Source organism: Dongia sp. agr-C8, from assembly GCF_054658695.1.
Genome location: NZ_BAAGHZ010000005.1, coordinates 64692 through 87106, shown reverse-complemented (window position 1 = coordinate 87106; position 22415 = coordinate 64692). Strand labels below are relative to the sequence as shown.

The 22415-nt window shown below is 66.1% G+C and carries 22 protein-coding genes and 1 tRNA gene; 15 read left to right on the top strand and 8 right to left on the bottom strand.

The window, feature by feature from the left end:
* Nucleotides 1–29: 29 nt before the first annotated feature.
* From ACYQ4T_RS24695 to ACYQ4T_RS24675, 5 genes are all read left to right on the top strand, one after another.
* A complete protein-coding gene (locus tag ACYQ4T_RS24695) occupies nt 30–1259 on the top strand; it encodes a polyhydroxyalkanoate depolymerase (protein ID WP_459859287.1) in 1230 nt (409 codons plus the stop codon).
* A gap of 255 nt (nt 1260–1514) precedes the next feature.
* On the top strand, nt 1515–1718 hold the full coding sequence (locus ACYQ4T_RS24690; protein WP_459859286.1) for a GIY-YIG nuclease family protein: 204 nt from the start codon (nt 1515–1517) through the stop codon (nt 1716–1718).
* Between the two features lie 348 nt (nt 1719–2066).
* Complete coding sequence (locus ACYQ4T_RS24685) at nt 2067–2657, top strand: LemA family protein (protein WP_459859285.1); 591 nt, start codon at nt 2067–2069, stop codon at nt 2655–2657.
* A 6-nt stretch (nt 2658–2663) separates the two neighbouring features.
* Nucleotides 2664–3749 (top strand): M48 family metallopeptidase, encoded by a 1086-nt coding sequence (locus tag ACYQ4T_RS24680; RefSeq protein WP_459859284.1) that lies wholly within the window; start codon nt 2664–2666, stop codon nt 3747–3749.
* Nucleotides 3750–3904: 155 nt separating this feature from the next.
* On the top strand, nt 3905–4192 hold the full coding sequence (locus tag ACYQ4T_RS24675) for a GIY-YIG nuclease family protein (protein WP_459859283.1): 288 nt from the start codon (nt 3905–3907) through the stop codon (nt 4190–4192).
* A 549-nt stretch (nt 4193–4741) separates the two neighbouring features.
* Here the strand turns inward: ACYQ4T_RS24675 and polA are convergent.
* Both polA and ACYQ4T_RS24665 read right to left on the bottom strand, forming a co-directional pair.
* Entirely contained in the window at nt 4742–7582 is a 2841-nt protein-coding gene (polA, locus tag ACYQ4T_RS24670) for a DNA polymerase I (protein WP_459859282.1), read from the bottom strand.
* Nucleotides 7583–7598: 16 nt separating this feature from the next.
* A complete protein-coding gene (locus ACYQ4T_RS24665) occupies nt 7599–7781 on the bottom strand; it encodes a zinc-finger domain-containing protein (RefSeq protein WP_459859281.1) in 183 nt (60 codons plus the stop codon).
* Between the two features lie 142 nt (nt 7782–7923).
* On the opposite strand from ACYQ4T_RS24665, the gene ACYQ4T_RS24660 reads away from it, so the two are divergent.
* Nucleotides 7924–8880 (top strand): ABC transporter ATP-binding protein, encoded by a 957-nt coding sequence (locus ACYQ4T_RS24660; protein ID WP_459859280.1) that lies wholly within the window; start codon nt 7924–7926, stop codon nt 8878–8880.
* A 100-nt stretch (nt 8881–8980) separates the two neighbouring features.
* On the opposite strand, the gene ACYQ4T_RS24655 is transcribed toward ACYQ4T_RS24660, so the two are convergent.
* Together ACYQ4T_RS24655 and ACYQ4T_RS24650 are read right to left on the bottom strand one after the other, a co-directional pair.
* Nucleotides 8981–9778, bottom strand: coding sequence for a M55 family metallopeptidase (locus ACYQ4T_RS24655; RefSeq protein WP_459859279.1), 798 nt, complete (start codon nt 9776–9778; stop codon nt 8981–8983).
* Nucleotides 9779–9787: 9 nt separating this feature from the next.
* On the bottom strand, nt 9788–10081 hold the full coding sequence (locus ACYQ4T_RS24650) for a DUF3572 domain-containing protein (RefSeq protein ID WP_459859278.1): 294 nt from the start codon (nt 10079–10081) through the stop codon (nt 9788–9790).
* 134 nt (nt 10082–10215) lie between these two features.
* On the opposite strand from ACYQ4T_RS24650, the gene ACYQ4T_RS24645 reads away from it, so the two are divergent.
* From ACYQ4T_RS24645 to ACYQ4T_RS24605, 9 genes are all read left to right on the top strand, one after another.
* On the top strand, nt 10216–10785 hold the full coding sequence (locus tag ACYQ4T_RS24645) for a TIGR00645 family protein (protein WP_459859277.1): 570 nt from the start codon (nt 10216–10218) through the stop codon (nt 10783–10785).
* 70 nt (nt 10786–10855) lie between these two features.
* Nucleotides 10856–10932, top strand: a tRNA-Arg gene (locus ACYQ4T_RS24640).
* Nucleotides 10933–10980: 48 nt separating this feature from the next.
* Nucleotides 10981–12051, top strand: coding sequence for an alpha/beta fold hydrolase (locus ACYQ4T_RS24635; protein ID WP_459859276.1), 1071 nt, complete (start codon nt 10981–10983; stop codon nt 12049–12051).
* 146 nt (nt 12052–12197) lie between these two features.
* Nucleotides 12198–12998, top strand: coding sequence for a BtpA/SgcQ family protein (locus ACYQ4T_RS24630; protein ID WP_459859275.1), 801 nt, complete (start codon nt 12198–12200; stop codon nt 12996–12998).
* Between the two features lie 113 nt (nt 12999–13111).
* Nucleotides 13112–14422 (top strand): PQQ-dependent sugar dehydrogenase, encoded by a 1311-nt coding sequence (locus ACYQ4T_RS24625; protein WP_459859274.1) that lies wholly within the window; start codon nt 13112–13114, stop codon nt 14420–14422.
* Nucleotides 14423–14695: 273 nt separating this feature from the next.
* On the top strand, nt 14696–14998 hold the full coding sequence (locus tag ACYQ4T_RS24620) for an HU family DNA-binding protein (protein ID WP_459859273.1): 303 nt from the start codon (nt 14696–14698) through the stop codon (nt 14996–14998).
* A gap of 423 nt (nt 14999–15421) precedes the next feature.
* The gene (locus tag ACYQ4T_RS24615; protein ID WP_459859272.1) at nt 15422–15949 is read left to right on the top strand and encodes a LolA-like protein; all 528 of its coding nucleotides are present in this window, start codon (nt 15422–15424) and stop codon (nt 15947–15949) included.
* Nucleotides 15946–18192 (top strand): MMPL family transporter, encoded by a 2247-nt coding sequence (locus ACYQ4T_RS24610; RefSeq protein ID WP_459859271.1) that lies wholly within the window; start codon nt 15946–15948, stop codon nt 18190–18192. Before ACYQ4T_RS24615 ends, ACYQ4T_RS24610 begins: the two co-directional genes overlap by 4 nt.
* Nucleotides 18185–18781 (top strand): DUF3261 domain-containing protein, encoded by a 597-nt coding sequence (locus ACYQ4T_RS24605; protein WP_459859270.1) that lies wholly within the window; start codon nt 18185–18187, stop codon nt 18779–18781. Before ACYQ4T_RS24610 ends, ACYQ4T_RS24605 begins: the two co-directional genes overlap by 8 nt.
* Before the next feature lie 2 nt (nt 18782–18783).
* On the opposite strand, the gene ACYQ4T_RS24600 is transcribed toward ACYQ4T_RS24605, so the two are convergent.
* Genes ACYQ4T_RS24600 through ACYQ4T_RS24585 form a run of 4 tightly spaced genes read right to left on the bottom strand, consistent with a single transcriptional unit; the run spans nt 18784 to nt 22401 of the window.
* Nucleotides 18784–20010: a beta-ketoacyl-ACP synthase gene (locus ACYQ4T_RS24600; protein WP_459859269.1), complete on the bottom strand. Its 1227-nt coding sequence runs from the start codon at nt 20008–20010 to the stop codon at nt 18784–18786.
* A complete protein-coding gene (locus ACYQ4T_RS24595) occupies nt 20007–20732 on the bottom strand; it encodes a 3-ketoacyl-ACP reductase FabG2 (RefSeq protein WP_459859268.1) in 726 nt (241 codons plus the stop codon). Before ACYQ4T_RS24595 ends, ACYQ4T_RS24600 begins: the two co-directional genes overlap by 4 nt.
* A complete protein-coding gene (locus tag ACYQ4T_RS24590) occupies nt 20729–21220 on the bottom strand; it encodes an ApeP family dehydratase (RefSeq protein ID WP_459859267.1) in 492 nt (163 codons plus the stop codon). The genes ACYQ4T_RS24595 and ACYQ4T_RS24590 overlap by 4 nt, the downstream gene beginning before the upstream one ends.
* Nucleotides 21217–22401: a beta-ketoacyl-ACP synthase gene (locus ACYQ4T_RS24585; protein ID WP_459859266.1), complete on the bottom strand. Its 1185-nt coding sequence runs from the start codon at nt 22399–22401 to the stop codon at nt 21217–21219. Before ACYQ4T_RS24585 ends, ACYQ4T_RS24590 begins: the two co-directional genes overlap by 4 nt.
* Nucleotides 22402–22415: the final 14 nt, after the last annotated feature.

Below are 22415 nucleotides of genomic sequence, written 5' to 3'. Positions count from 1 at the left end.
GGCTCGCGCCCGAACCGGGACGGAAGCCTATGATTTATTTGAGTTACCAGACGTCCGCCGACCTGCTGGACCCGTTCCGGGCCCTGGCGCGGAGCATGGCGGACGCATTGCCGCATCTGGCCCCTGGCCATATCGAGGGCGGCGGCGAGGGACCGACCTGGCTGCGGAGCTTCTGGGCCGGCTGCCAGATCTTCGCCCGCAGCGGCATGAGCCACAAACGCCCCAGCTTCGACATCCACACCGTCCCGGTCGGCAACCGCGAGCTGCCGGTGACCGAAGAGGCGCTGCTCCGGACACCCTTCGCCACCCTGCTGCATTTCCGCAAGCCCATCGAGGCGGTGCAGCCCAAGGTGCTGCTCGTGGCGCCGATGTCCGGCCATTTCGCGACCCTGCTGCGCGCGACGGTGAAGACGCTGCTCCCCGAGCACGACGTCTACCTGACCGACTGGCACAACGCGCGCGACGTGCCCTTGGATCACGGCCGCTTCGGCCTCGACGAATATGTCGAGCATCTTATCGCCTTCATGGAAGAGATCGGCCCCGCGCATGTGATCGCGGTCTGTCAGCCTTGCGTGCAGACTTTGGCCGCCGTTTCGGTGATGGCGGCGGAGAAGAACCGCGCGCAGCCGCGCAGCATGACCCTGATGGCCGGCCCGATCGACACAAGGATCAACCCCGGCAAGGTCAACGAGCTGGCCTGCAGCCAGACCATCGACTGGTTCGAACGCCACCTGATCAGCGACGTGCCCTATCGCTATGCCGGCGCGCGGCGCAAGGTCTATCCGGGCTTCGTGCAGCTGATGTCCTTCATGTCGATGAACCTGGAACGGCACATCACCGCGCATACCGATCTCTTCCACAGCCTCGCCCGGGGCGACTGGAAGAAGGCCGATACGATCAAGGCCTTCTACGACGAGTACCTCTCGGTCTCGGATCTTCCCGCCGAGTTCTATCTCGAGACCGTGCGCAGCGTGTTCCAGGAACATGCGCTGCCGCGCGGGACCATGACCTACAAGGGCAAGCCGGTGAACCCCGCCGCGATCCGCCGCACCGCGCTGCTGACGGTCGAAGGCGAGCGCGACGACATCTGCCCGGTCGGCCAGACCGTGGCCGCGCATGACCTGCTGCCGGGCCTGAAGCCCTATATGAAGCGCCACCACCTGCAGCCCGGCGCCGGCCATTATGGCGTCTTCAGCGGCAAGCGCTGGGAAGGCCAGGTCTTCCCCCTGGTCCGCGACTTCATCCGCGCCAACGACTGACCAATGACCGTCATCCCCGGGCTTGACCCGGGGCTTGACCCGGGGATCTCGTGCCGCGTGAATCTCCCGTTTCCTTCAGTCGTCATCCCCGGGCCTGACCCGGGGATCTCATGCCGCGTGAATCTCCCGTTTCCTTCAGTCGTCATCCCCGGGCCTGATCCGGGGATCTCGTACCGCGTGAATCTCCGCACCAGATCGCCGGGTCAAGCCCGGCGATGACGGCTAATTTCAGAATCGTCACCCGCGTCCCCGAACATGATCCTGGGCTTGACCCGCGGGTCTCCCGCCGGTCACGCTTCCTTTATGAAAGGCGGCTTCGTCTACATCGTGACCAACAAGCACGACGGCGTGCTTTACGTCGGTGTGACGAGCGATCTGCCAAAGCGAGCCTGGGAACACCGTGAAGGTGTCGTCGCGGGGTTCACGAAGCGCTATGGCCTGAAGTCGCTGGTCTACTGAATGGCACGATGAAATCACTCTCGCCATCCAGCGCGAAAAGAACATCAAGCACTGGCCGCGTGCGTGGAAGATTGACCTCATCGAGGCGCTGAATCCCGACTGGAACGACCTGTTCGAGACGCTGGGGTAGAAAGAGGACCGAGCAGCGGCACCAGACCCGCGGGTCAAGCCCGCGGGTGACGGCCAAACGGAGTCGTCATGGCCGGGCTTGACCCGGCCATCTGTTCCAGGAGGAACTCTTGCAAGAGACCCGCGGGTCAAGCCCGCGGGTGACGGCATAGAGGCTCCTTGCCGCCACCCCCGCTTTCCGGCACCCTTCCCGCCGGGGATGCCAAGGGGAGAACACCCATGACCGCGCTCATCGTCATCGTCGTACTCGTCGTCCTGGTCATCGGCTGGGTCATCATGACCTACAACCGGCTGGTCGCCCTGCGCACCCAGGTGGCGAACGGCTGGGCGCAGATCGACGTGCAGCTGAAGCGCCGCTACGACCTCATCCCCAACCTGGTCGAGAGCGTCAAAGGCTATATGGGGCATGAGCAGGACACGCTCCGCCAGGTGATCGAGGCCCGCAACAAGGCGGTCGCCGCAAATCCGGGCAGCGCGCCCGCGACCGGCGCCACCGCGGCGACCATCGCCGCCGAGACCGCGCTCACAGCCTCGCTCGGGCGCATGTTCGCGCTGGCCGAGGCCTATCCGGATCTCAAGGCCAACCAGTCGGTGCAGCAGCTGATGGAAGAGCTGAGCTCGACCGAGAACAAGATCGGCTTCGCGCGCCAGTATTACAACGACACCGCAACCAATCTGAACACCGCGGTGCAGAGCTTCCCCGGCAATCTCATCGCCGGCCGGTTCGGCTTCCAGAATGCCGAGCTCTGGCGCGTCTCCGAGGCCGAGCGCGCCGCGGTCGAAGTCGCTCCCAAGGTCAGCCTGCGCTAACGCGCCATGAGCGGTCCCTGGGGCCAGGCCGAGGCGGCGCCTTCCGAAGCAGCGCCCGCGCCCGAGGTCGAGCAGCCACACGCGCCGGTCACCGAAGCGCGGGTCAACGGCACCGACTTCCTGGCCGCGCAACGCGACAACCGCGCCAAGACCTGGGTGCTGATCCTCTCGCTGATCATCATCGGCTTCCTGCTGGGCTATGTGCTGGGCTGGGCGCTCGAAGCCTGGAGCACCGGAGCCAACCGCTTCCAGCTCTTCGCGGTCAGCGGTCTCGGTGTGCTCGGCGGAGCCGCTCTCTCCGGCATCGGCGTGATCTCCGCCGGTGTCACGCTCGCCTTCGGCGACAAGGTGGTGCTGTCGATGAACGGCGCCCGCGAGGTGACGGCGGAAGCCGAGCCGAAGCTGCACAACGTGGTCGAGGAAATGGCGATCGCCGCCGGCCTGCCCAAACCGCGCGTCTACATCATGGAAACTGAGGCGCTGAACGCCTTCGCCACCGGTCTCTCGCCGCAGAAATCGGCGATCGCGGTCACCCGCGGCCTGCTGAACACGCTGAACCGCGAACAGCTCCAGGGCGTGGTGGCGCATGAGATGGGCCATGTGCTCAATCTCGACACCCGCTACATGGTCGCGGTCGGGATCATGGTGGGTCTGATCGCGCTGGTCTCCGACCTGGTGCTGCGCTCCTTCCGCTTCAGCGGCAGCAACAGCTCGAGCAGCTCACGGCGCAGCAGCAGCGACAGCAAGGGCGGCGGCGGCGCGGCGATCATCGTCTTCGCCATCATGATCGTGTTCCTGATCCTGGCGCCGATCGCCGCGCAGCTGGTGCGCTTCGCGGTCTCGCGCCAGCGCGAATATCTCGCCGACGCCACCTCGGTGCAGCTGACGCGCAACCCGGTCGGCCTGATCGGCGCGCTGGAAAAGCTCGACGCCGGCAACACCAAGGGCCCGGAGATCGGCAACCGCGCGACCCAGCATCTCTTCATCGTCAACCCGCTGAAGAAGTTCGGCGACCACGCCAGCGCGCTGATGGCAACGCATCCGTCGATCCAGGAGCGCATTCAGCGCCTGCAGAATTTAGGGAAGGCGTAAAGAAGGGTCGTCACCCGCGGGCTTTATTTCAGTCGTCATCCCCGGGCTTGACCCGGGGATCTCGTGCCGCGTGAGGCTCCACTTCTTTGAGCCATCATCCGCTGGAATTGATCGCGGCGATTGACCTGCGGGTCTAGCGCCGACACGCTATTTCCATGAAGGGCGGCTTCGTCTACATCGTCACGAATAAGCCAGACGGCGTTCTCTACGTCGGCGTCACCAGCGATCTGCCGAAGCGTGCCTCGGAACACCGTGAAGGCGTCGTCGCAGGATTCACAAAGCGCTACGGCCTCAAACTCCTGGTCTACTTCGAATGGCATGACGAGATCACACTCGCCATTCAACGCGAGAAGAACATCAAGCACTGGCCGCGTGCGTGGAAGATCGAGCTCATTCAAAGCATGAATTCGGACTGGAAGGATCTGTTCGAGACTCTCGTCTAGAAGAAAGTGGACCGAGCGGCGGCACCAGATCGCCGGGTCAAGCCCGGCGATGACGACATCTTGAGCCGTCACGCGCTAGCCTTCGCGCCTGACTTCCAGTGCTTCTTGTGGTAATATCGATGATTGCCCTCCAGCGAAGGCGGAAGCGCGCAGCGCGTCGGAGGCCGCTGTTTGATTTTGTGAATGCGGTACGAGCGATCGCGGCCGACAGGCGCCGCCTTCGCTGTGCATTGACAGTGCATGTACGGAATGAAGACCGCCCGCCCCCGCGCGTGAGACGAAAGCCTGCGCGCGCCAACGGACAACGCAGACCGGACGCAGACCGGGACAATTCCTCAGCGCGCCGCGCACCGCCGTCTGTGCTGCACTGCATCGCAGACCGGACACGGACGAAACACAAAATCTACACCCCGGCGACGGCGGGAAAAATATTCACCACCAAGGGCTTGAGCCTCTCTGCGCCCACCGGGTGTCCGCTTCGCGATGCTGCACCTGCAGCACATACCGGACCCATACGAGATGTCGGCCGAGATGGCCCGGCGCCCGCGGCTAATGCGCCTCGGCCCAGTTGTCGGCGATGCCGGCTTCGGCGATCAGCGGCACCGAGATCTGCCGCGCGGGCAGGGCGGCGCCTTCCATCACCTTGCGGGCGAGGTCGGCAGTTTCCTCGGCCTGGGATTCCGGCGCCTCGAAGACCAGCTCGTCATGCACCTGCAGCAGCATGCGGGCGTCGAGCTTGGCCTTGGCGAAGGCTTCGGGAATGCGGACCATGGCGCGCTTGATGATGTCGGCGGCGGTGCCCTGCAAGGGCGCGTTGATCGCCGCGCGCTCCATGAAGCTCTTGCGGGCCGGGTTCTTGTCGTTGATGCCGGGGACGTGGCAGCGGCGGCCGAACAGGGTCGTGACATAGCCCTGCTCGCGGGCGATCTGCTTGGTGCGCTCCATGTAGTCGCGGATGCCGGGGAAGCGCGCGAAATAGGCGGCGATATAGGCCTTCGCTTCCGCCTGCGGAATCCCGAGCTGGGCGGCGAGACCGAAGGGCGAGATGCCGTAGATGATGCCGAAGTTGATCGCCTTGGCGCGGCGGCGGACCATCGGATCCATGCCCTCGACCGGCACGCCGAACACCTGGCTCGCGGTCAGCGCGTGAATGTCGATGTTGTCCTGGAAAGCCTGCTTCAGCGCCGGGATGTCGGCCATCTCGGCGGCGAGCCGGAGCTCGATCTGCGAGTAATCGACCGAGATCAGTTTGTGGCCGGGCTCGGCGACGAAGGCATGGCGGATCTTGCGGCCTTCCTCGGTGCGGATCGGGATGTTCTGCAGGTTCGGATCGTTGGATGAGAGGCGCCCGGTCGAGGTCGCGGCCAAGGCGTAGGAGGTGTGGACGCGGCCGGTCCGCGGGTTGATCTCGTCCTGCAGCGCGTCGGTATAGGTGCTCTTCAGCTTGGTGAGCTGGCGCCAGTCCAGCACCTTCTGCGGCAGCGGATGGCCCGAGGTCGCGGCGAGCTCCTCCAGGATGTCGGCGCCGGTCGAATAGGCGCCGGTCTTGCCCTTCTTGCCGCCGTCGCCGAGCTTCAGCTTCTCGAACAGGATGTCGCCCAATTGCTTGGGCGAGCCGATGTTGAACTCGGTGCCGGCGAGTTTGTGGATCTCCTGCTCGAGCGCCACGCAGCGGCCGCCGAAATCGTTGGAGAGCCGCTTCAACTCGTTGACGTCGACCTTGATGCCGGCCAGCTCCATCGCCGCCACCACCGCGATCAGCGGCCGCTCGATGGTCTCGTAGACGGTCGAAAGGCGCTCGGTCACCAGCCGCGGTTTCAGCAGGTTGTGCAGCCGGAGCGTCACGTCGGCATCCTCGGCGGCGTAGTCGCGCGCCTTCTCGACCGGCACCTGGTCGAAAGTGATCTGCGCCTTGCCCGTGCCGGTGACGTCGGCATACTTGATGGTGTCGATGCCGAGATGCAGGCTCGCCAGCTCGTCCAGGTTATGGGCGTGCAGCGCGCCTTCCAGCACATAGGAGATCAGCATCGTGTCGTCGATCGGCGCCAGCTTGATGCCGTGCTTCGCCATCATCGCGACGTCGTATTTGATGCTGTGGCCGATCTTGAGGACCGAGGGGTCCTCCAGCAGCGGCTTCAGCATCGCCAGCACCTTGGCGAGCGGCAGCTGGTCCGGCGCGGCGATGGCGCCGCCGAGCAGGTCGCCCGCGGCGCCCCTGTGCCCGACCGGGATGTAGCAGCCGTCATTGGGCGCGATCGACAGCGAGATGCCGACCAGCTCGGCGCTCGCCACCTGCGGCGAGGTGGTCTCGGTGTCGAAGGCCACCTTGCGCGCATGGATCGCATCGGCGATGCATTTCGCCAGCGCGGCCTCGTCGGTGATGAGCCTGTAGTTCGTGCGGTCATGCGCCTGCGGGGCGGCCTTCTCGGTGACCTGGTTCTTGATGATCTTCACGACCGGCGCCGGACGGGGCGCGGCGCCCGGCACAACCTGCACGCCGCCGCGCTCGGCCAGCTTCTGCTGCACGCGGGCCAGCGTGGTGCGGAACTCGTTGTGGCGCAGGAAGCCGAACAAGGTCTCCGGGTCGAAGCCGCGCTTGGCGAAGCCGGAAAGCGGCTGCTCGACCGGCACGTCGTGCTTCAGGGTGACCAGCTGCTTGCTGATCCGGGCGAGCTCGGCGTTGGTCTGCAGGGTCTCGCGGCGCTTCGGCTGCTTGATGTCGGCGAGGGAGTCGAGCAGCTTCTCGAGCGTGCCGTAGGTGTTGATCAGTTCTGCCGCGGTCTTCACGCCGATGCCGCGGACACCCGGCACGTTGTCGGTGGAATCGCCGCACAGCGCCTGGACGTCGATCACCTTGTCCGGTGTGACGCCGAACTTCTCCTGCACTTCCTCGGGGCCGATCGGCCGGTTCTTCATCGGGTCCCACATCTTGATGCCGGGACGGATGAGCTGCATCAGATCCTTGTCGGAGGAGACGATGGTGACATCGGCGCCTTGCGCCACCGCCTGGTCGCCGTAGGTGGCGATGAGATCGTCGGCCTCATAGCCTTCCATCTCGATGCAGGGCAGGTTGAAGGCCTTCACTGCCTCGCGGATCAGCGGGAATTGCGGGATCAGGTCTTCCGGCGTCTCGGTGCGGTTGGCCTTGTATTCCTTGTAGATCGCGTCGCGGAAGGTCTTGCGCGAGGCGTCGAAGATGACCGCGACATGATCGGCGTCGGTCTCCTCCAGAAGCTTCCACAGCATGTTGGTGAAGCCGAGCACGGCGTTGGTCGGCGTGCCGTCGCTGCGGGTGAGCGGCGGCAGCGCGTGATAGGCGCGGAAGATATAGCCGGAGCCATCGACCAGATAGACGTGGCGCGGCTTGACCGGAACGGCGGGACTGTTCAAAGGCTGGTTTGCCAAATCAATGCGCGGCGGCTTTTGCGCCGGCTTTCAGCACGAAGCGCTTGCCGCAATAGGGGCAGTCGATGGCCCCGTCCTTGGCAAGGTTGAGATAGACCTTGGGATGGCCGGCCGCACCCGGCCCGCCGTCGCAGGCGACGCTGGCAGTGCTGACTTCAACGGTTTCGACGGGTTGGGTCGACATGGGGGCAATATCCTCAGGCGGATTGGGGACTCGGCCGCGCGAGGGCACGCCGATTGACCCTGATGGGCCGCGATGATACCCATGCGCGGCGGCAAATCAACCGCGGCTAACCGCTTCAAAACGAAGGCCTTCGCCCGCTCCCATGCCTGACGCTTCCCCACCGCCGCTGCCCGAGATGGCCGTCTCGATTCGCGGCCTGGTGAAGCGCTATCAGGCGAAGGGCGCCGAAGCGAAGCTGGCGCTGGATCATGTCGACCTCGACATCCCGCGCGGCGAGATCTTCGGCCTGCTGGGCCCGAACGGCGCCGGCAAGTCCACGATGATCAACATCATGGCCCAGCTGGTGATCAAGACCGAGGGCAAGGTCGCGATCTGGGGCATCGATCTCGACCAGGACCCGCGCCATGTGGCGGCGGCGATCGGCATCGTGCCGCAGGAACTCAACATCGATCCCTTCTTCACGCCGAAGAAGCTCCTGGATCTCCAGGCCGGGATGTATGGCGTGCCGAAGCGCGAGCGCCGCACCCTGGAGATCCTCGAAGCGCTGAGCCTCGCCGACAAGGCGGATGCCTATGCCCGCTCGCTCTCCGGCGGCATGCGGCGGCGGCTGATGGTGGCGAAGGCGATGGTGCACAACCCGCCGATCCTGGTGCTCGACGAGCCGACCGCCGGCGTCGATGTGGAACTGCGCCAGCAGCTCTGGTCCTATGTCCGGAAGCTCAACGACGACGGCGTCACCGTTCTCCTCACCACGCATTACCTCGAGGAGGCGGAGGAGCTCTGCGACCGCATCGCCATCATCAACCACGGCAAGGTGATCGCCTGCGAGCCGAAGGCGAAGCTCTTGGGCCGGATCGACGCCAAGGAATTGCTGCTGACCCTGACCCGCGATCTCACCCAGATCCCCGAAGCGCTGGCACCGTTCAAGCCGGAGTTGACCGGTGCGCGGCTCTTGAAGCTGCACTACCGCCCGAACCAGACGCCCTTCGCGCAGATCCTGAACGCGGTCGAGGAGGCGGGGCTGGAGATCGCCGATCTCTCCACCGTCGAGACCGATCTCGAAGACATCTTCCTGCAGCTGACCCGGCGCGGCGCCTGACGCGACGCGATCCCTCTGCTCGTCATTGCCGGGCTTGACCCGGCAATCTCACGCCAATTGGAACCAGATGCCCGGGTCAAGCCCGGGCATGACGATTTAACTAAGCCATGAACTTGATGGCGCGCAGCACTTCGAAATAGTCGTTGGATAGGAACCGCACCACGCGCGGCTCAGCGAGCTTGGCGCCCGGATACCAGGAGGCGCGGTAGGCGTCGACCGGCGTGGTGAACTTGATCTCCAGGGTGAAGTGCTTCGGCAGGTCGATGCGGCATTTGGCGCGATCGCCGCGGAGCGCGCGCGACGCGCCTTCGCGGATCTCCTTCAGCGCGAGGCTCGGTGCGATGCTGACCGTCGAGGGGCCGATGCCGCGGCTGACCGGCACGGTGACGATGGCGGGCACCAGCTTGCGTGCATCGGCGCAGATCCCGGCATCGCCGGAGATGAAGACGCCCGGCACCTTCACCAAGGCCGCGGCGTATGAGTAGATCTGAAATTCCGAGGCAATCTCGCCGTTGATCGCGAGATGCGCGACCCGGAGCCGGAGCGTGTGGGCGAGCGGGTTGTCGTCGCTGCCGGCCTTGGAATGGTAGCCGACGAAGAGCAGGGCATCGAAGCTCGCATCGAGCTCCTGCACCATGCTGAAGGGGTGGCCGCTCCAGCCGCGGATCAGCCGCGCGCATTCCGGCAGGCGGCCGGCGATGATGTTGCGGCCGCTGTCATGGGCGTCCTTGATCAGGATCTCGGTGGCGCCGGCCTCGATCGCGCCCTCGCAGGCGGCGACCACCTCGTCGGTCATCCGTTCGCGGAACTCCGGGTAGGTGGCATGCGGCTTCTCGGCCTCGTCCCAATGGGTGATGCCGGTGGTGCCTTCGATATCGGCGCTGATATAAACTTTCATGATTCCTGCCTAACTGGGGTCGTAGCTGTTCTCGCCGCCCGGCAGCTTGCGCCGGGCGACGGCGATGCTTTCGGGCTTCAGCGCGTGGGCCTCGGCAAATTCCAGCAGCAGCGGCTCCCAGCCGAGCAGATAGTCGAGCACCGAGCCCAATCCGGCGGGGTCCTGGGCCAGGGCGCGCAGCTGGGCGGGATCGATGCCGGTCAGCCCGATGAAGCGTTCCAGCCGGTCGTCGTCGCCGGCGATGAAGGCCAGGGCCTGGAGCGCCAGGGTCTCGGGATCGGGCAGGGGCGTCTTGGGCGGCATCGCGCCAATCTATCCGGCCGCGGGGGCGCATCCCAGGTGAAACCTTAGGGCCAAATCGCGCCGCACGCCTTGCGGATCGGCGGGGTTTCCCTATCTAAAGAGCGGTTTTCCGCAAATCCTCTGAAACGGTGTCCATGAGCAAAGCGCCCGTCGGGTCTCCCCGCAGTCTCAATCTCCAGCCCCTGCCGGCGATCATCTTCGGCTCGCGCTGGCTGCAGCTGCCGCTCTATCTCGGGCTGATCGTGGCGCAGGGCGTCTATGTCATCCAGTTCCTGCGGGAGCTCTGGCACCTGGTCAGCCATGCGACCACCTTCACCGAGCAGCAGATCATGCTGGTCGTGCTCGGCCTCATCGACGTGGTGATGATCTCCAACCTGCTGGTGATGGTGATCGTCGGCGGCTACGAGACCTTCGTCTCCCGCCTGCGGCTGGAGGGCCATCCCGACCAGCCCGAATGGCTGAGCCATGTGAATGCCAGCGTGCTGAAGATCAAGCTCGCCATGGCGATCATCGGCATCTCCTCGATCCACCTCTTGAGGACCTTCATCGAGGCCGGCAGCGTCGGCACGGACGGGACCCGCTACACCGTCACCGGCATCATCCTGCAGACGGTGATCCACACCGTCTTCATCCTCTCGGCGCTGGGCATCGCCTGGATCGACCGGATCTCGCAGCCGCCGATCCCGGAGAAGGCGGCGGCCTGAAGGGGAGAGCCACGGGGTTGAAGCTCCCGAGAGGCTCCTGTATGGTCCCGCCCAACCGATCTGGCCCAATGCACCCGTAGCTCAGCTGGATAGAGCGTTGCCCTCCGAAGGCAAAGGTCGTACGTTCGAATCGTATCGGGTGCGCCAGATTTCCCCAGAGCGGACTGCCTGCTAAATCGTTGAAATCGATGTAGAATGCAGATGCCAAACGCCCGGCAAGGCGTGGCGAAGCTCGCGACCGGGATCGACATGGCTTATCTCGAGGTCGGTCCCGCGGACGGCAAGCCGGTCCTGCTCATTCACGGTCTGACCGACAATATCAGGTCCTGGTCGCTGGCCATGGCCGAGCTGCACCGGTTGGATCCGGCACGGCGCATCGTCGCCGTCGATCTGCGCGGCCATGGCGCAAGCAGCATGCCGGATGCAAGGCGATGCGCAAGCGCGCCGGAGCAATGCTTCACCCTGGCTCACCAAGCCGCCGACATCCTCGCCTTCATGGATCTGCAGGGTTTCGAGACGGCGGACCTTGCCGGGCACTCATTGGGCTCGTTCATCGTTCAGGAGATCGCGCTCGCGCATCCGCAGCGGGTTTCCCATGCGATCCTGGTGGCGACGGCGGCGAGCTCGGTCGGCAACACCGCCCTGACCGGCGCCATCCTGAAGGAACCGGTCGAAGGCGCCTGGAAGAAGAAGCTGGAAGGGGAAGGCAAGAAGTATCCCGATGACTTCTATGCGCTGACGCCGACCGACGCCGATCCCGATGTGACCGACTGGCTCGCCCGATACTGGGTCGTCGATCCGGCTGCCGATCCGGATTTCCTGAAGCCTTATGTTCCCGAGACGGCGAAGGTGAAGCTCGGCACCTGGATCGGCGCGACCAGGGCCCTGCTGGCGCAGGACAACACCGAGCGCCTGAAGCGGCTTTCCGTTCCGACGCTGATCCTGTGGGCAACGCAGGACTCGATCTTCCTCAAGTCGGACCAGGATGCGATGGTCGCTGCCCTGAGGGTTGCTGCCGCGAACGGCAATGCAGGCATCTACTGGAAGCAATACGGCAGCCTGCCGCTGCCGGCTTCCGGCGCCCAGGAGACCGACCTCGGGCACAATCTTCAGTGGGCCGCGGATGCAATGGTCGCGGCGGATATCGCGAGCTTCATCAAGACCGGCAGGCCGACGGCCGATCTGGTCCGCAGCGAGAGCGCGCAGAATGTGCGGAAGCTGGTCGTCGAGCCCGGCAAGGCCAGGGTCATCCACCTCGGCAACTGACGCCTCCTTTGAACTGCCGTCGGCCTTCGCCGCCGCGCCGGGGCAGCCGCTCGACCTGCACGACGACTTGAGCCAGATCCATCTGTTCGATAAATCCACGGCAAAGGCCCTGCAGCGGCCGCGCACCCTCTGACGGAGACTCTCCGATGAAACTGAAGGACACGTTCGGCGCCGACAAACCGATCATCGCTATGGTGCATCTCCCGCCGCTGCCGGGGTCGCCGCTCTACGACGCCAAGCGCGGCATGAACTGGATCATCGAATCCGCATCGAGGGACATCGCCGCCCTGCAGAAAGGTGGCGTGGACGCGGTCATGTTCGGCAACGAGGGTGACCGGCCCTATATCCTCAAGGCCACGCCGGAATCGCTCGCTGCCTACGCGGCGGCGGTGACGGCGCTGAAATCCGAGATCAAGATTCCGTTCGGCGTCAATTATCTCTGGGATCCGGTGGCGACGGTGGGGCTGGCCGTGGCGACCGGCGCCAAGTTCGGCCGCGAGATCATGACCGGGGTCTATGATTCCGACATGGGCATCTGGGCGCCGGATTGCGCCGGTGCGGTGCGGCTGCGGCACAATCTCGGCCGCGACGACATCAAGCTCATGTACAACATCAACGCCGAGTTCGCCTCGCCGATGGGCACCCGCACCATCGCACAGCGCGCCAAGAGCGCCGTCTTCGCCTCCTTGGCCGACGTGGTGCTGGTCTCCGGCGTCATGACCGGCGAGGCGACCGCGACCAGCGACCTCCAGGCCGCCAAGGACGTGCTGCCCGACACTCCGGTCTTCGCCAATACCGGCGTCAATCTCGACAACGTTCAGGACATTCTGAAGATCGGCGACGGCGTCGTCATCGGCACGCATTTCAAGAAGGGCGGCGACACCTGGAAGGCGGTCGATGGCGACCGCGTCAAGCGCTTCATGGACAAGGTACGCAAGCTGCGATAGCTGCAGACGCTGTTCCCACGGCTGGCGTCCTGATTCGATCCATGCGCGCCTCCTCGGTTCCAACGCCGGTCGGCTTCGACTAGACTGCCGGCGCGCAGGCACAGGGAGATGTTATGGGTTTATCGGATATGTTCGCGCGGCTTGTCGCGCTGATTGGCGCGGCCGCGATTCTCTGGCGGCGGCTGCAGGGCGGCGGCGCACACGCACCGGCGATCGGAAGCAATCCCGCAATCCCCGCGGCGAGGCCGCAGGGCAGCATCCCGACACTCAAGATGCCGACGGCAAGGGGCTGGGCGCCGGGACAGACGCCGGTTGCCGCGCCCGGACTCAAGGTCAATGCCTTTGCGACCGGGCTGAAGCATCCGCGCTGGATAACCGTGCTGCCCAATGGCGACGTCACGGTCGCGGAAGCCCTGTTCCTGCCCGGTGGGATCAGCAATCTCTTCGACTACGCCATGGTCAGCACCATGAAGCGCGCCGCCGCCGTGGGGGTGAGCCCCAATCGCATCACCCTGCTGCGCGATGCGGATGGCGACGGCGTCGCCGAGATCCAGGAGCGGTTCCTGGAAGGCCTGAAGCAGCCTTTCGGCATGGCGCTGCTGGGCGACACCTTCTACGTCGGCAACACCGATGGCGTGGTGGCCTACCCCTACACCACCGGTGCCACGCGCATCACGGCGCCGGGGCGGCAGTTGAACACGCTGAAGCCGGGCGGCCATTGGACGCGGAGCCTGTTGCCGAGCGCCGATGGGCAAAAGCTCTTCATCGGGGTCGGATCGCTGAGCAACATCGCCGACGAGGGCATGGAAGCCGAAGCGGGCCGTGCGGCAATCCATGAGCTCGATCTGGCCAGCGGCCGGAGCCGGATTTTCGCCGCTGGCCTGCGCAACCCGGTGGGCCTGGCCTTCGAGCCCAGCACGGGCATGCTCTGGACCGTGGTCAACGAGCGCGACGGATTGGGCGACGAAACGCCGCCCGACTATCTGACCTCGGTGCGCGACGGCGGCTTCTATGGCTGGCCCTATTGCTACTGGGGACAGACGGTGGACGACCGGGTGCCGCAGGACCCGGCCAAGGTGGCCACGGCGATCACGCCGGATTACGCGTTGGGCGGGCATACCGCATCGCTCGGCCTCTGCTGGCTCCCCGCCGGCTTCTTCCCCGGATTCCCGGAAGGCATGGCGATCGGCCAGCATGGCTCCTGGAATCGCAGCACGCTCAGCGGATACAAGGTCATCTTCGTGCCGTTCGAAAACGGCCGCCCGGCGGGACCGCCGCGCGACATCCTGTCGGGGTTCCTGGCGCCGGACGAGCGCGAGTCTTACGGACGACCGGTGGGGGTGACGATCGGCCCCGATCATCGATCGCTGCTGGTGGCGGACGACGTGGGCGATGTGATCTGGCGCGTGACGGCCGGGCAATAGATCGAGCGCGCCCTCAAGCACGGCGCCGAATCGGGCCGTGCTGACCTTTGTCGCCCGGCTCCCCCCGCGGCCGGGGAGGCGGGGAATCGGCGCGGTGCGGGCAAGCAGACCTCTGCGTCGGCAATCCGAGGCGAAAAAACTGGCTCTGGAGTTGCGCGACTCGGACTTTGCCCTGCGGTAAGGCTTGAATTGTGCTGCTTTCGATGGCTCATTTGTTGGGCAAACTTTGAACAGGCCGCGAGTCGCGGTTTAAACCAGCTAAGGATAGGAAACATGGCAAAGGCTGCAGCCGCCGCGCAGGTCGTCATTTCGCTCAAGCATCTCGCTGCCGAGGTCGCGGAAAAGCATGAACTCCCGAAGAAGCAGGCCGAAGCGATCCTCGGTGACGTGGTCGCGTCGATCGGCAAGCAACTGAAGAAGGGATCGAAGATCCGCATTGCCGGCCTCGGCATTCTGCAGGTCCGCAAGCGCGCCGCGCGTATGGGCCGCAATCCGCAGACCGGCGAAGCGATCAAGATCAAGGCGTCGAAGAAGATCGCCTTCCGCGCCGCCAAGGAACTGAAGGACTCGATCTAGAAAGCTGGCCTAGACCCCTAGCTTTCACGCCCCCGGGTCAGATCCTGATCCGGGGGCGAACTACTCCTGGCCTCCCCGGCCCGGATCCCCGAGCGCAGTCGAGCGACTCTTTGAGTCCGGCAATCCCGCGTTCGACGCATAGCCATTTCCATCTCCGATGACGGCGACGCCAACGGGTTCATCGACGGCGTGCGCGGCATGACTGCGGGACCTCATCCTTTCCAATTTGCCCCCTTGCTCTCTCGCTGCCGCGGAGGCCCTCGTGGTCGGCGCTTTCAGGCTTCTTCACCCTCCCGAAAATGGGTAAGTTCTGCGGCGGCAACGGGAAATGGCGGCATGGAGCTGAGGGTGGAGGTTCGGCAATGGGCTGCTGCGATTTCGGCGCGCCGGATTGGCTTTGCAGCTTTGTGTGCCGCGTCTCTGATGGCATCGCCCGCGATGGCGGAGACCTGTGTTGCCCCCGATCAGTTGAAGATCGACGCGGTCGACAAGCATTTCTCCCAGGAGCGTCACCTCAGCGGAGTCGATAGCCCGCTGAAGTCCGAGGGTGCGCTGAAGCTCGACAAGGATCGAATCAGCTGGCACATGACCGCGCCGTTCGACGTCGAGACCGTCATCACGCCGCAGGGAATCACGCAATCGATCGACGGCGGTCCGGCGGAGCCGACCGGCGATGTCGCCGGGCTCGGACCGAAGATCGCCACTCTATTTGGAAACCTGCTTCACGGCCGCTGGGCCGAGCTCAACACGGTCTTCAATGTCGTCAAGCAGCCGGGGGCCGCAGGCGCGCCTTGGGCCGTCTCGCTGCAGACGACCGATCCGAAGCTTCAGGAGGCGGTCAGCCAGATCGATATCGAAGGCTGCGTCGACATCTCGACCATAAGGATCAATCACAAGAACGGCGATTATGAGCTGATCCGCTTCGGTCGGGGCGGCACATCGACGCCATGAAGCTGCGACAACCGCTTTTCCCGCTGCTCTGCCTTGTTGTCATCATCGCTTCTACCGGCTTCGTCGGCTTCAAGCTGGCGCGCGGCAACGCCGTCGATACCGACATCCTCTCCCTGCTTCCCGCCAGCCGCGAAGATCCCAGCCTGGCGGCCGCCCTCGATCGCCTGAACAGCGTGGCCTCCAGCCGGATCGTCGTGGCGATCGACCACGGGACGCCGTCCGTCCGCGAGGAGGCCGCGGTGGATCTCTCCAACAGGTTGACGGCGGCCGGCATCTTCCAGCCGAGCGCCGACGAGGGCGTCGCGGCATGGAAATGGCTGTTCGCCCACCGGACGACGCTGCTCTGCCCGGCCGATCGCAAGCTGCTCGAGCAAGGGCAGGGCGCGGCGCTCGCGCGGGACGCGCTGCTGCGCTGGTATTCGCCTTTCGCGGTTTCGGACTCGGCCCTGGCCAAGTCGGACCCGCTGCTGCTGACGCCGCGCCTGATGTCTTGCTTTCTGCAGCCGCTCGCCGGCGCCGCGCCGAACGAAGCGACGGCCATCGTCTCCGGCCGCATCACCGCGCCGGTCTTTGCGACCGACACCCAGGACCGCCTCAACGCGGTGCTCGGCGATTGGCGTCTCGCGTGGTCCAAGATTCCGCTGCGGGTCGCGCATGCCGGCGCGGTCTTCCATGCCGACCATGCCGCCAAGAATGCGCGGTTGCAGATGTCGCTGATCAGCGTCGCGACCGGCCTGCTGATCCTGCTGATCTACCGCCTGGTGTTCCGCAGCATCCGGCCGGCCTTCCTGGCCATCCTGCTGATCCTGAGCTGCCTCGCCTTCGGTCTCGCGGTGACCTTCCTGGTCTTCGATCGCATCCACGTGATGGTCGTGGTGTTCGCGACCGCGCTGATCGGCATGGTGGTCGACTACAGCACCTATTACCTGATCACCGGGATCGCGCATCCCGGCGACAGCGCCGCGGCGCGCCGGCGCTCGATCTTCCAGCCCTTGACCCTCGGCATGGCAACCTCGGTCGGTGCCTTCGCGGCGCTGCTGCTGTCGCCGATCTCCGCCTTCCGCCAGGTGGCGGTGCTGGGTGGGGTCGGGCTGTTCGCCGCCTGGGGGCTAGCTCTATATCTGCTACCGCTGCTCGAAGGGCGCCGGCGCGTGGTCACGCCCTTCGCCGCTGAAGCGCAACGGCGGGTGCATCGCGCGCTGACCTGGACGCCGCGACCGGCGATCGCGGCGCTGACCGTGGTGGCTGTCGCGCTGGTCACGCTGGCGGCTTGGGCGTGGACGGCGCCGCTCGACGACGTGCGGCGATTCCAGGTGCCTTCGGCGGAACTCGCAGCGGAGGAAGCGCATATCCGGCAGGTGACCGGCTTCGCCATGCCGAGCGCCTTCTTCCTGGTGACAGGCGAGACCGCCGACGCGCAGAAGCGCAACGAGGAAGTTTTGCTGGAGGCGCTCCAAGCGGCCCCGGACCAGCCGACCGTGCTGCTGGCCGCGAGCCGCCTCGATCCTTCGGCCGAGACGGCGAAGCTGCAGGCAGCGCTGCTGCAGCGGAACCTGCTGGAGGCGAATCTGCAGCCCTTGCTCGACAAGCTGGGTTTCAACGCGACGGCGGCCTATAAAGCGGCAGCAAACGCCGACGCGGCGATGCCCAGCGTAGTGAGCGCCTTGCGCGGCCAGACCGGCGTCGTGTTCTGGTCGATCGTGCCGCTGGCGGTCCCGGCGGCCGAAGTTTCCGCGCCGTTCAGAAGCGGCCAGGCCTGGAAGCTGGTCGAGCCCGCGGCCGAGTATAGCGAGCTGCTGGCGCGGTATCGCTGGAACGCGACGGTCGGCTTGATCGGCGGCGCCGTTCTGACCGGCGCCATCCTGCTGCTGGTCTATCGCCGCTTGGCCGCGCTCTGGATCCTGCTCCCGACCGTGCTGGCGATGCTGGCCGCGCCTGCAATCCTGGCCCTCGCCGGCGTTCCTTACTCATTCTTCTCGGCGATGGCGTTGTTTCTGGTCGTCGGCGCCGGGGTGGACTACAGCATCTTCCAATGGGAGCATCGCGGCGCGCGCGGCAACTGGACCAGGCTCGGCATCACGCTGGCGGCGATCATGACCTGCACTTCGCTGGGGCTCCTGGGACTGAGCTCGATCTATCCGGTCGCCGCCTTCGGCTTGACGGTGGCGCTCGGCGTCCTTCTTTCGCTTGCCTTCTCGCCCTTGGTCGCCCTGGGTTTCCCCGCGGAGCGGTCGAATGCCTGATGTCGGACGGCTGCGCGCTTGCTTCCTCGGCTTGCTGCTCGGCCTGCTCGCCGGCTGTGCGACGACGAGCGAATCCAGCCGGAGCAAGGTCGATATCGCGCCCGGCGTGACGCTCACTTTGCCCGATCGTCCGCCGTTCGGTCGCGACGCCAATGCGGTGCAGCTGGTCCAGGCGGTCTACCGCGACCGGAAAGAGGTCTTCCAGGCGGTCATCGCCTCGAATGAAGATGGTCTCACGCTCATCATGACCGTGCCGAACGGCCCGCGGATCATGAGCCTCGAATGGCGCGAGGATGGGCTGAAGGCCAAGTACGAGTCGATCGCGCCCAATGGCCTGACCGCCGAGCATATGCTGGCCGACATCATGACGGTCTATGCGCCACCGGAAGCCTTGCGCCGGGCCCTCGGCGGCGCCGAGCTCGCGGTGAAGCCGGATGGATCGCGGGAGTTGACCAGGGACGGCCGGCCGATCGCCCGGGTAACCTATGCGACGGCAACCGGCGCCAATCCCTGGAACGGCCGCACGGTGCTCGAGAACCTCGCCTTCGGCTATCGCCTCGCCATCAACAGCCAGCCGACCCAGCCTTAGCGTCAGACGCGCTTGAAGACGAGCGACGTGTTGATCCCGCCGAAGGCGAAGTTGTTCGACATGAAATACTCGATGTCAGCCGCGCGCGGCGCACCCATGACGTAGTCGAGCTGCGCGCAGCGCTCGTCCACGTTCACGAGATTGGCGGTGGGCGGAAACCAGCCCTCGCGCATCATCTCGATGCCGAGCCAGGCTTCGAGCGCGCCGCAGGCGCCCAGGGTGTGGCCGAAATAGGACTTGAGCGAGTGGATCGGCGCCTTCGATCCTAGGACGGAGCTGGTGGCCTTGCTCTCGGCGATGTCGCCGTCCTCGGTGGCGGTGCCATGCCCGCTCACGAACCCGATCGCGCCGGCACCGAGCCGCGCATCTTCCAGGCTGAGGCGCATCACCGTCGCCATGGTTTCCGCCTTCGGCTGGGTGATGTGATCGCCGTCGGCGTTGCAGGCAAAGCCGACGATCTCGGCCAGGATCGGCGCGCCGCGCGCGATCGCATGGTCGCGGTCCTCCAGTATAAGGGTCGTGGCGCCTTCGCCGATGACGATCCCGTCGCGATCCCGGTCATAGGGTCTGGGCGTGGTGGCCGGATGGTCGTTCCTGGTGCTGGTGGCGAACAAGGTGTCGAACACGGCGGCTTGGGTGACGTCGAGCTCTTCCGCGCCGCCCGCAATCATGACATCGGCCTTGCCGGCCTGGATCGCCTCATAGGCATAGCCGATCGCCTGGCTCCCGGAGGTGCAGGCGCTCGAGGTCGGGATGATCCGGCCGGTGATGCCGAAGAACAATCCCATGTTCACCGCGGCGGTGTGGCTCATCATCTGGATGTAGGAGCTCGCGTTCAGGGTTCGGGAAAAGCCCTGCATCTTCAGCTCCGCGAAGGCGATGACCGGCTCTGGGCTGCCGAAGGACGAGCCATAGGCGATGCCGGTCCGGCCTTCCTTGAGCACCGGCGCGTCGACCAGGCCGGCTTGCGCGATGGCCCGCTCGCTGGCGAAGGTGCTCATCAGGGCCACCGGGCCCATGGTCCGGATCTTCTTGCGCGGATAGCGGCCCTCCACGGAAAATCCGACCACCGGGGCGGCGAGCCGCGTGTTGACGCCGTTGTATCGCTCCCAAGACTCCATGTATCGCGTCGCGGTCGCGCCGGCGGCCATCTGCGCGCGGATCGCCGGCCAGTCGAACCCCAAAGCCGTGACGCCACCCATTCCCGTTACGACGACGCGCCGGCTCATATCATGCCACCATTCACCGAGATCACCTGACGCGTCACATAGGACGCATCTTCCGAACAGAGAAACGCAACCGCGCCGGCGACGTCCGCGGGCTTACCGAGCCGGCGCATCGGGATGGCATCCATCACCTGGTCGAGCGGCAGGCTCTCGGTCATCTGCGTCTCGATCAATCCGGGCGCCACGCAGTTCACCGTAATGTTCCGCTTGGCCAATTCCACGGCGAGGGCCTTGGCCGCGCCGATGATCCCGGCCTTGGCGGCGCTGTAGTTGGTCTGCCCGCGGTTGCCGGTGAGAGCGGACACCGACGACAGGGCGACGATGCGCCCGCCCTGCCGCGCCGAGACCATCGGCATGACGATCGGTCGCAGCACGTTGTAGAAGCCGCCCAGATTGGTGTCGAGAACGGCATCCCAGTCGTCGTCCGTCAGGGCCGGAAAGGCATTGTCCCGAGTGATCCCGGCGCAGAGCACCGCGCCCCAATAGGCGCCGTGCGCGGCGATCTCGGCGTCGAGCGCGCTGCGGCAGGCGTCGCGGTCGGCGACGTCGAAGGCGACCGCATGCGCCGCGCCGGAGGCGGCGTGGATCTCCGCCAGGGTCGCCTCGGCGCCCGCCTGGTCCTTGCCGTAATGCACGGTGACGTCGAATCCGTCGCGGGCCAGCCGGACGGCGACCGCCCGCCCGATTCCCTTGCTCGCGCCGGTGACGAGGATGCGCTTCTTCATGATCGAGCCGAATCTCTTAGCATCGTGACGCCTTGTTCCTTGAGCATGGCATCGAGGTCGGCGGGCTGAAAGACGTTCAGTCGGGCGGTGGCGCAGACCTCGGCGCCGCGTGCGACCGTGCAGTCGAACACCGCCATTTGCCCGTCGCTCAAAACCACGCCGGCCGTGACGGCGATGCGGTCGCCGATCTGATACCGTGCAATGCACGACTTGAAGTCGCGGGTTCCCAGCAGGAAGCCGATCCGGACCGGCCGCCCGGCCTCGAGCGCCTGCACGCCGACCCAGGCGCCGCAGGTCTGCGCCATCCACTCGATGGCGACATGCGCGGGCAGCCCCTGGTCCTCGAGGAACATCGCATCGGGGCGCACCGTCACGCCCGCGACGATCCGCTCGGCGTTCCAGCCGAGCACCTCGTCCAGCAGCAGCATCGGCGGCGCATGGGGCAGCAGGCGATCAATCGCGTAGGGGCAGGGCTTCAGGTCGGTCATGCCGTTCCCAGGATCACGGCGACGTTGCTGCCACCGAAGGCGAAGGAATTGCTGAGCATGGGACCGACGCCCAGGGTGTTCCCGAGCTGCGGCGTGACCAGGTTGAGTGGCGGAATCTCCGGATCCGGCACGCCGTCCCAGACATGGACCGGCAACCGCCCGGCATTGTAGCCGGGATGCAAAGTGAGCCAGAGGAAGGCGGCTTCACAGGCGCCGGCGGCGCCCAAGGTATGGCCGGTCATTCCCTTGGTCGAGCTGCAGGGCACCTCGCCGCCGAAGAGGCCATGGACGGCACGGCCTTCCATCGGATCGTTGAGCGCCGTGCCGGTGCCGTGGAGATTGATGTAGGCGATCTGCCCGGGATCGAGCGCCGCATCCGCGAGCGCCGCGGTCATGGATTCATGGGCGCCGCGCCCGTTCGGGTCCGGCGCGCTGGCGTGATAGGCGTCCGAGCTTTCGCCGACGCCCAGCAGTCGCACTTCAGACGAGTCCGGCGTGAGCAGGAAGGCGACGCCGGCCTCGCCGATGTTGACGCCGTCGCGGTTGCGGCTGAAGGGGTTGCAATGCCGGGCGGAGACCGCCTCGAGCGCCGAGAAACCGCCGACCGTCATCCTCCCCAGCGTGTCGGCACCACCGACGATCGCCGCATCGCAGAGGCCGGTCTGGATGAGGCGACGCGCCGCGGAGAATACTTTTCCGGTCGAGGAGCAGGCCGTGGCGATGGTATAGGCCGGGCCGGTCAGGCCGAGAACGGAAGCGGCGAACTCGGCGAGGTTGCCGGTCTCCTGCTGGGTATAGCGGAACCCCGACGGCCAGACGCCCTGCCGGGCTTGCTCCAAGTAGGCGTCCTCTCCGTCGCTGATGCCGGCGGTGCTGGTGCCGAGGATGACGGCGATCCGATCCGCGCCGAACCGGCCGATCGCTTGCCGGATCTCGCCGGCGATTTCGGCGAGCGCCAGCAGCATCAGCCGGTTGTTGCGGCAATCCAGGGCCGCGAGCGATTGCGGGATTGCGGGGAGTTCCGCCTGTACCGCGCCCACCCAGAGCACGCGGCCGGGGACCAGGTCCGCGCGCTCGACCAGGCCGCGGCGGCCGCTCAACAAGCCGGCCGCGACCGCGGCCTTGCCGATCCCGATCGGCGCGGCGATGCCGAGGGCCGGAATTCCAGGCGCGGACGTCAAGGCGGGGTCACTCG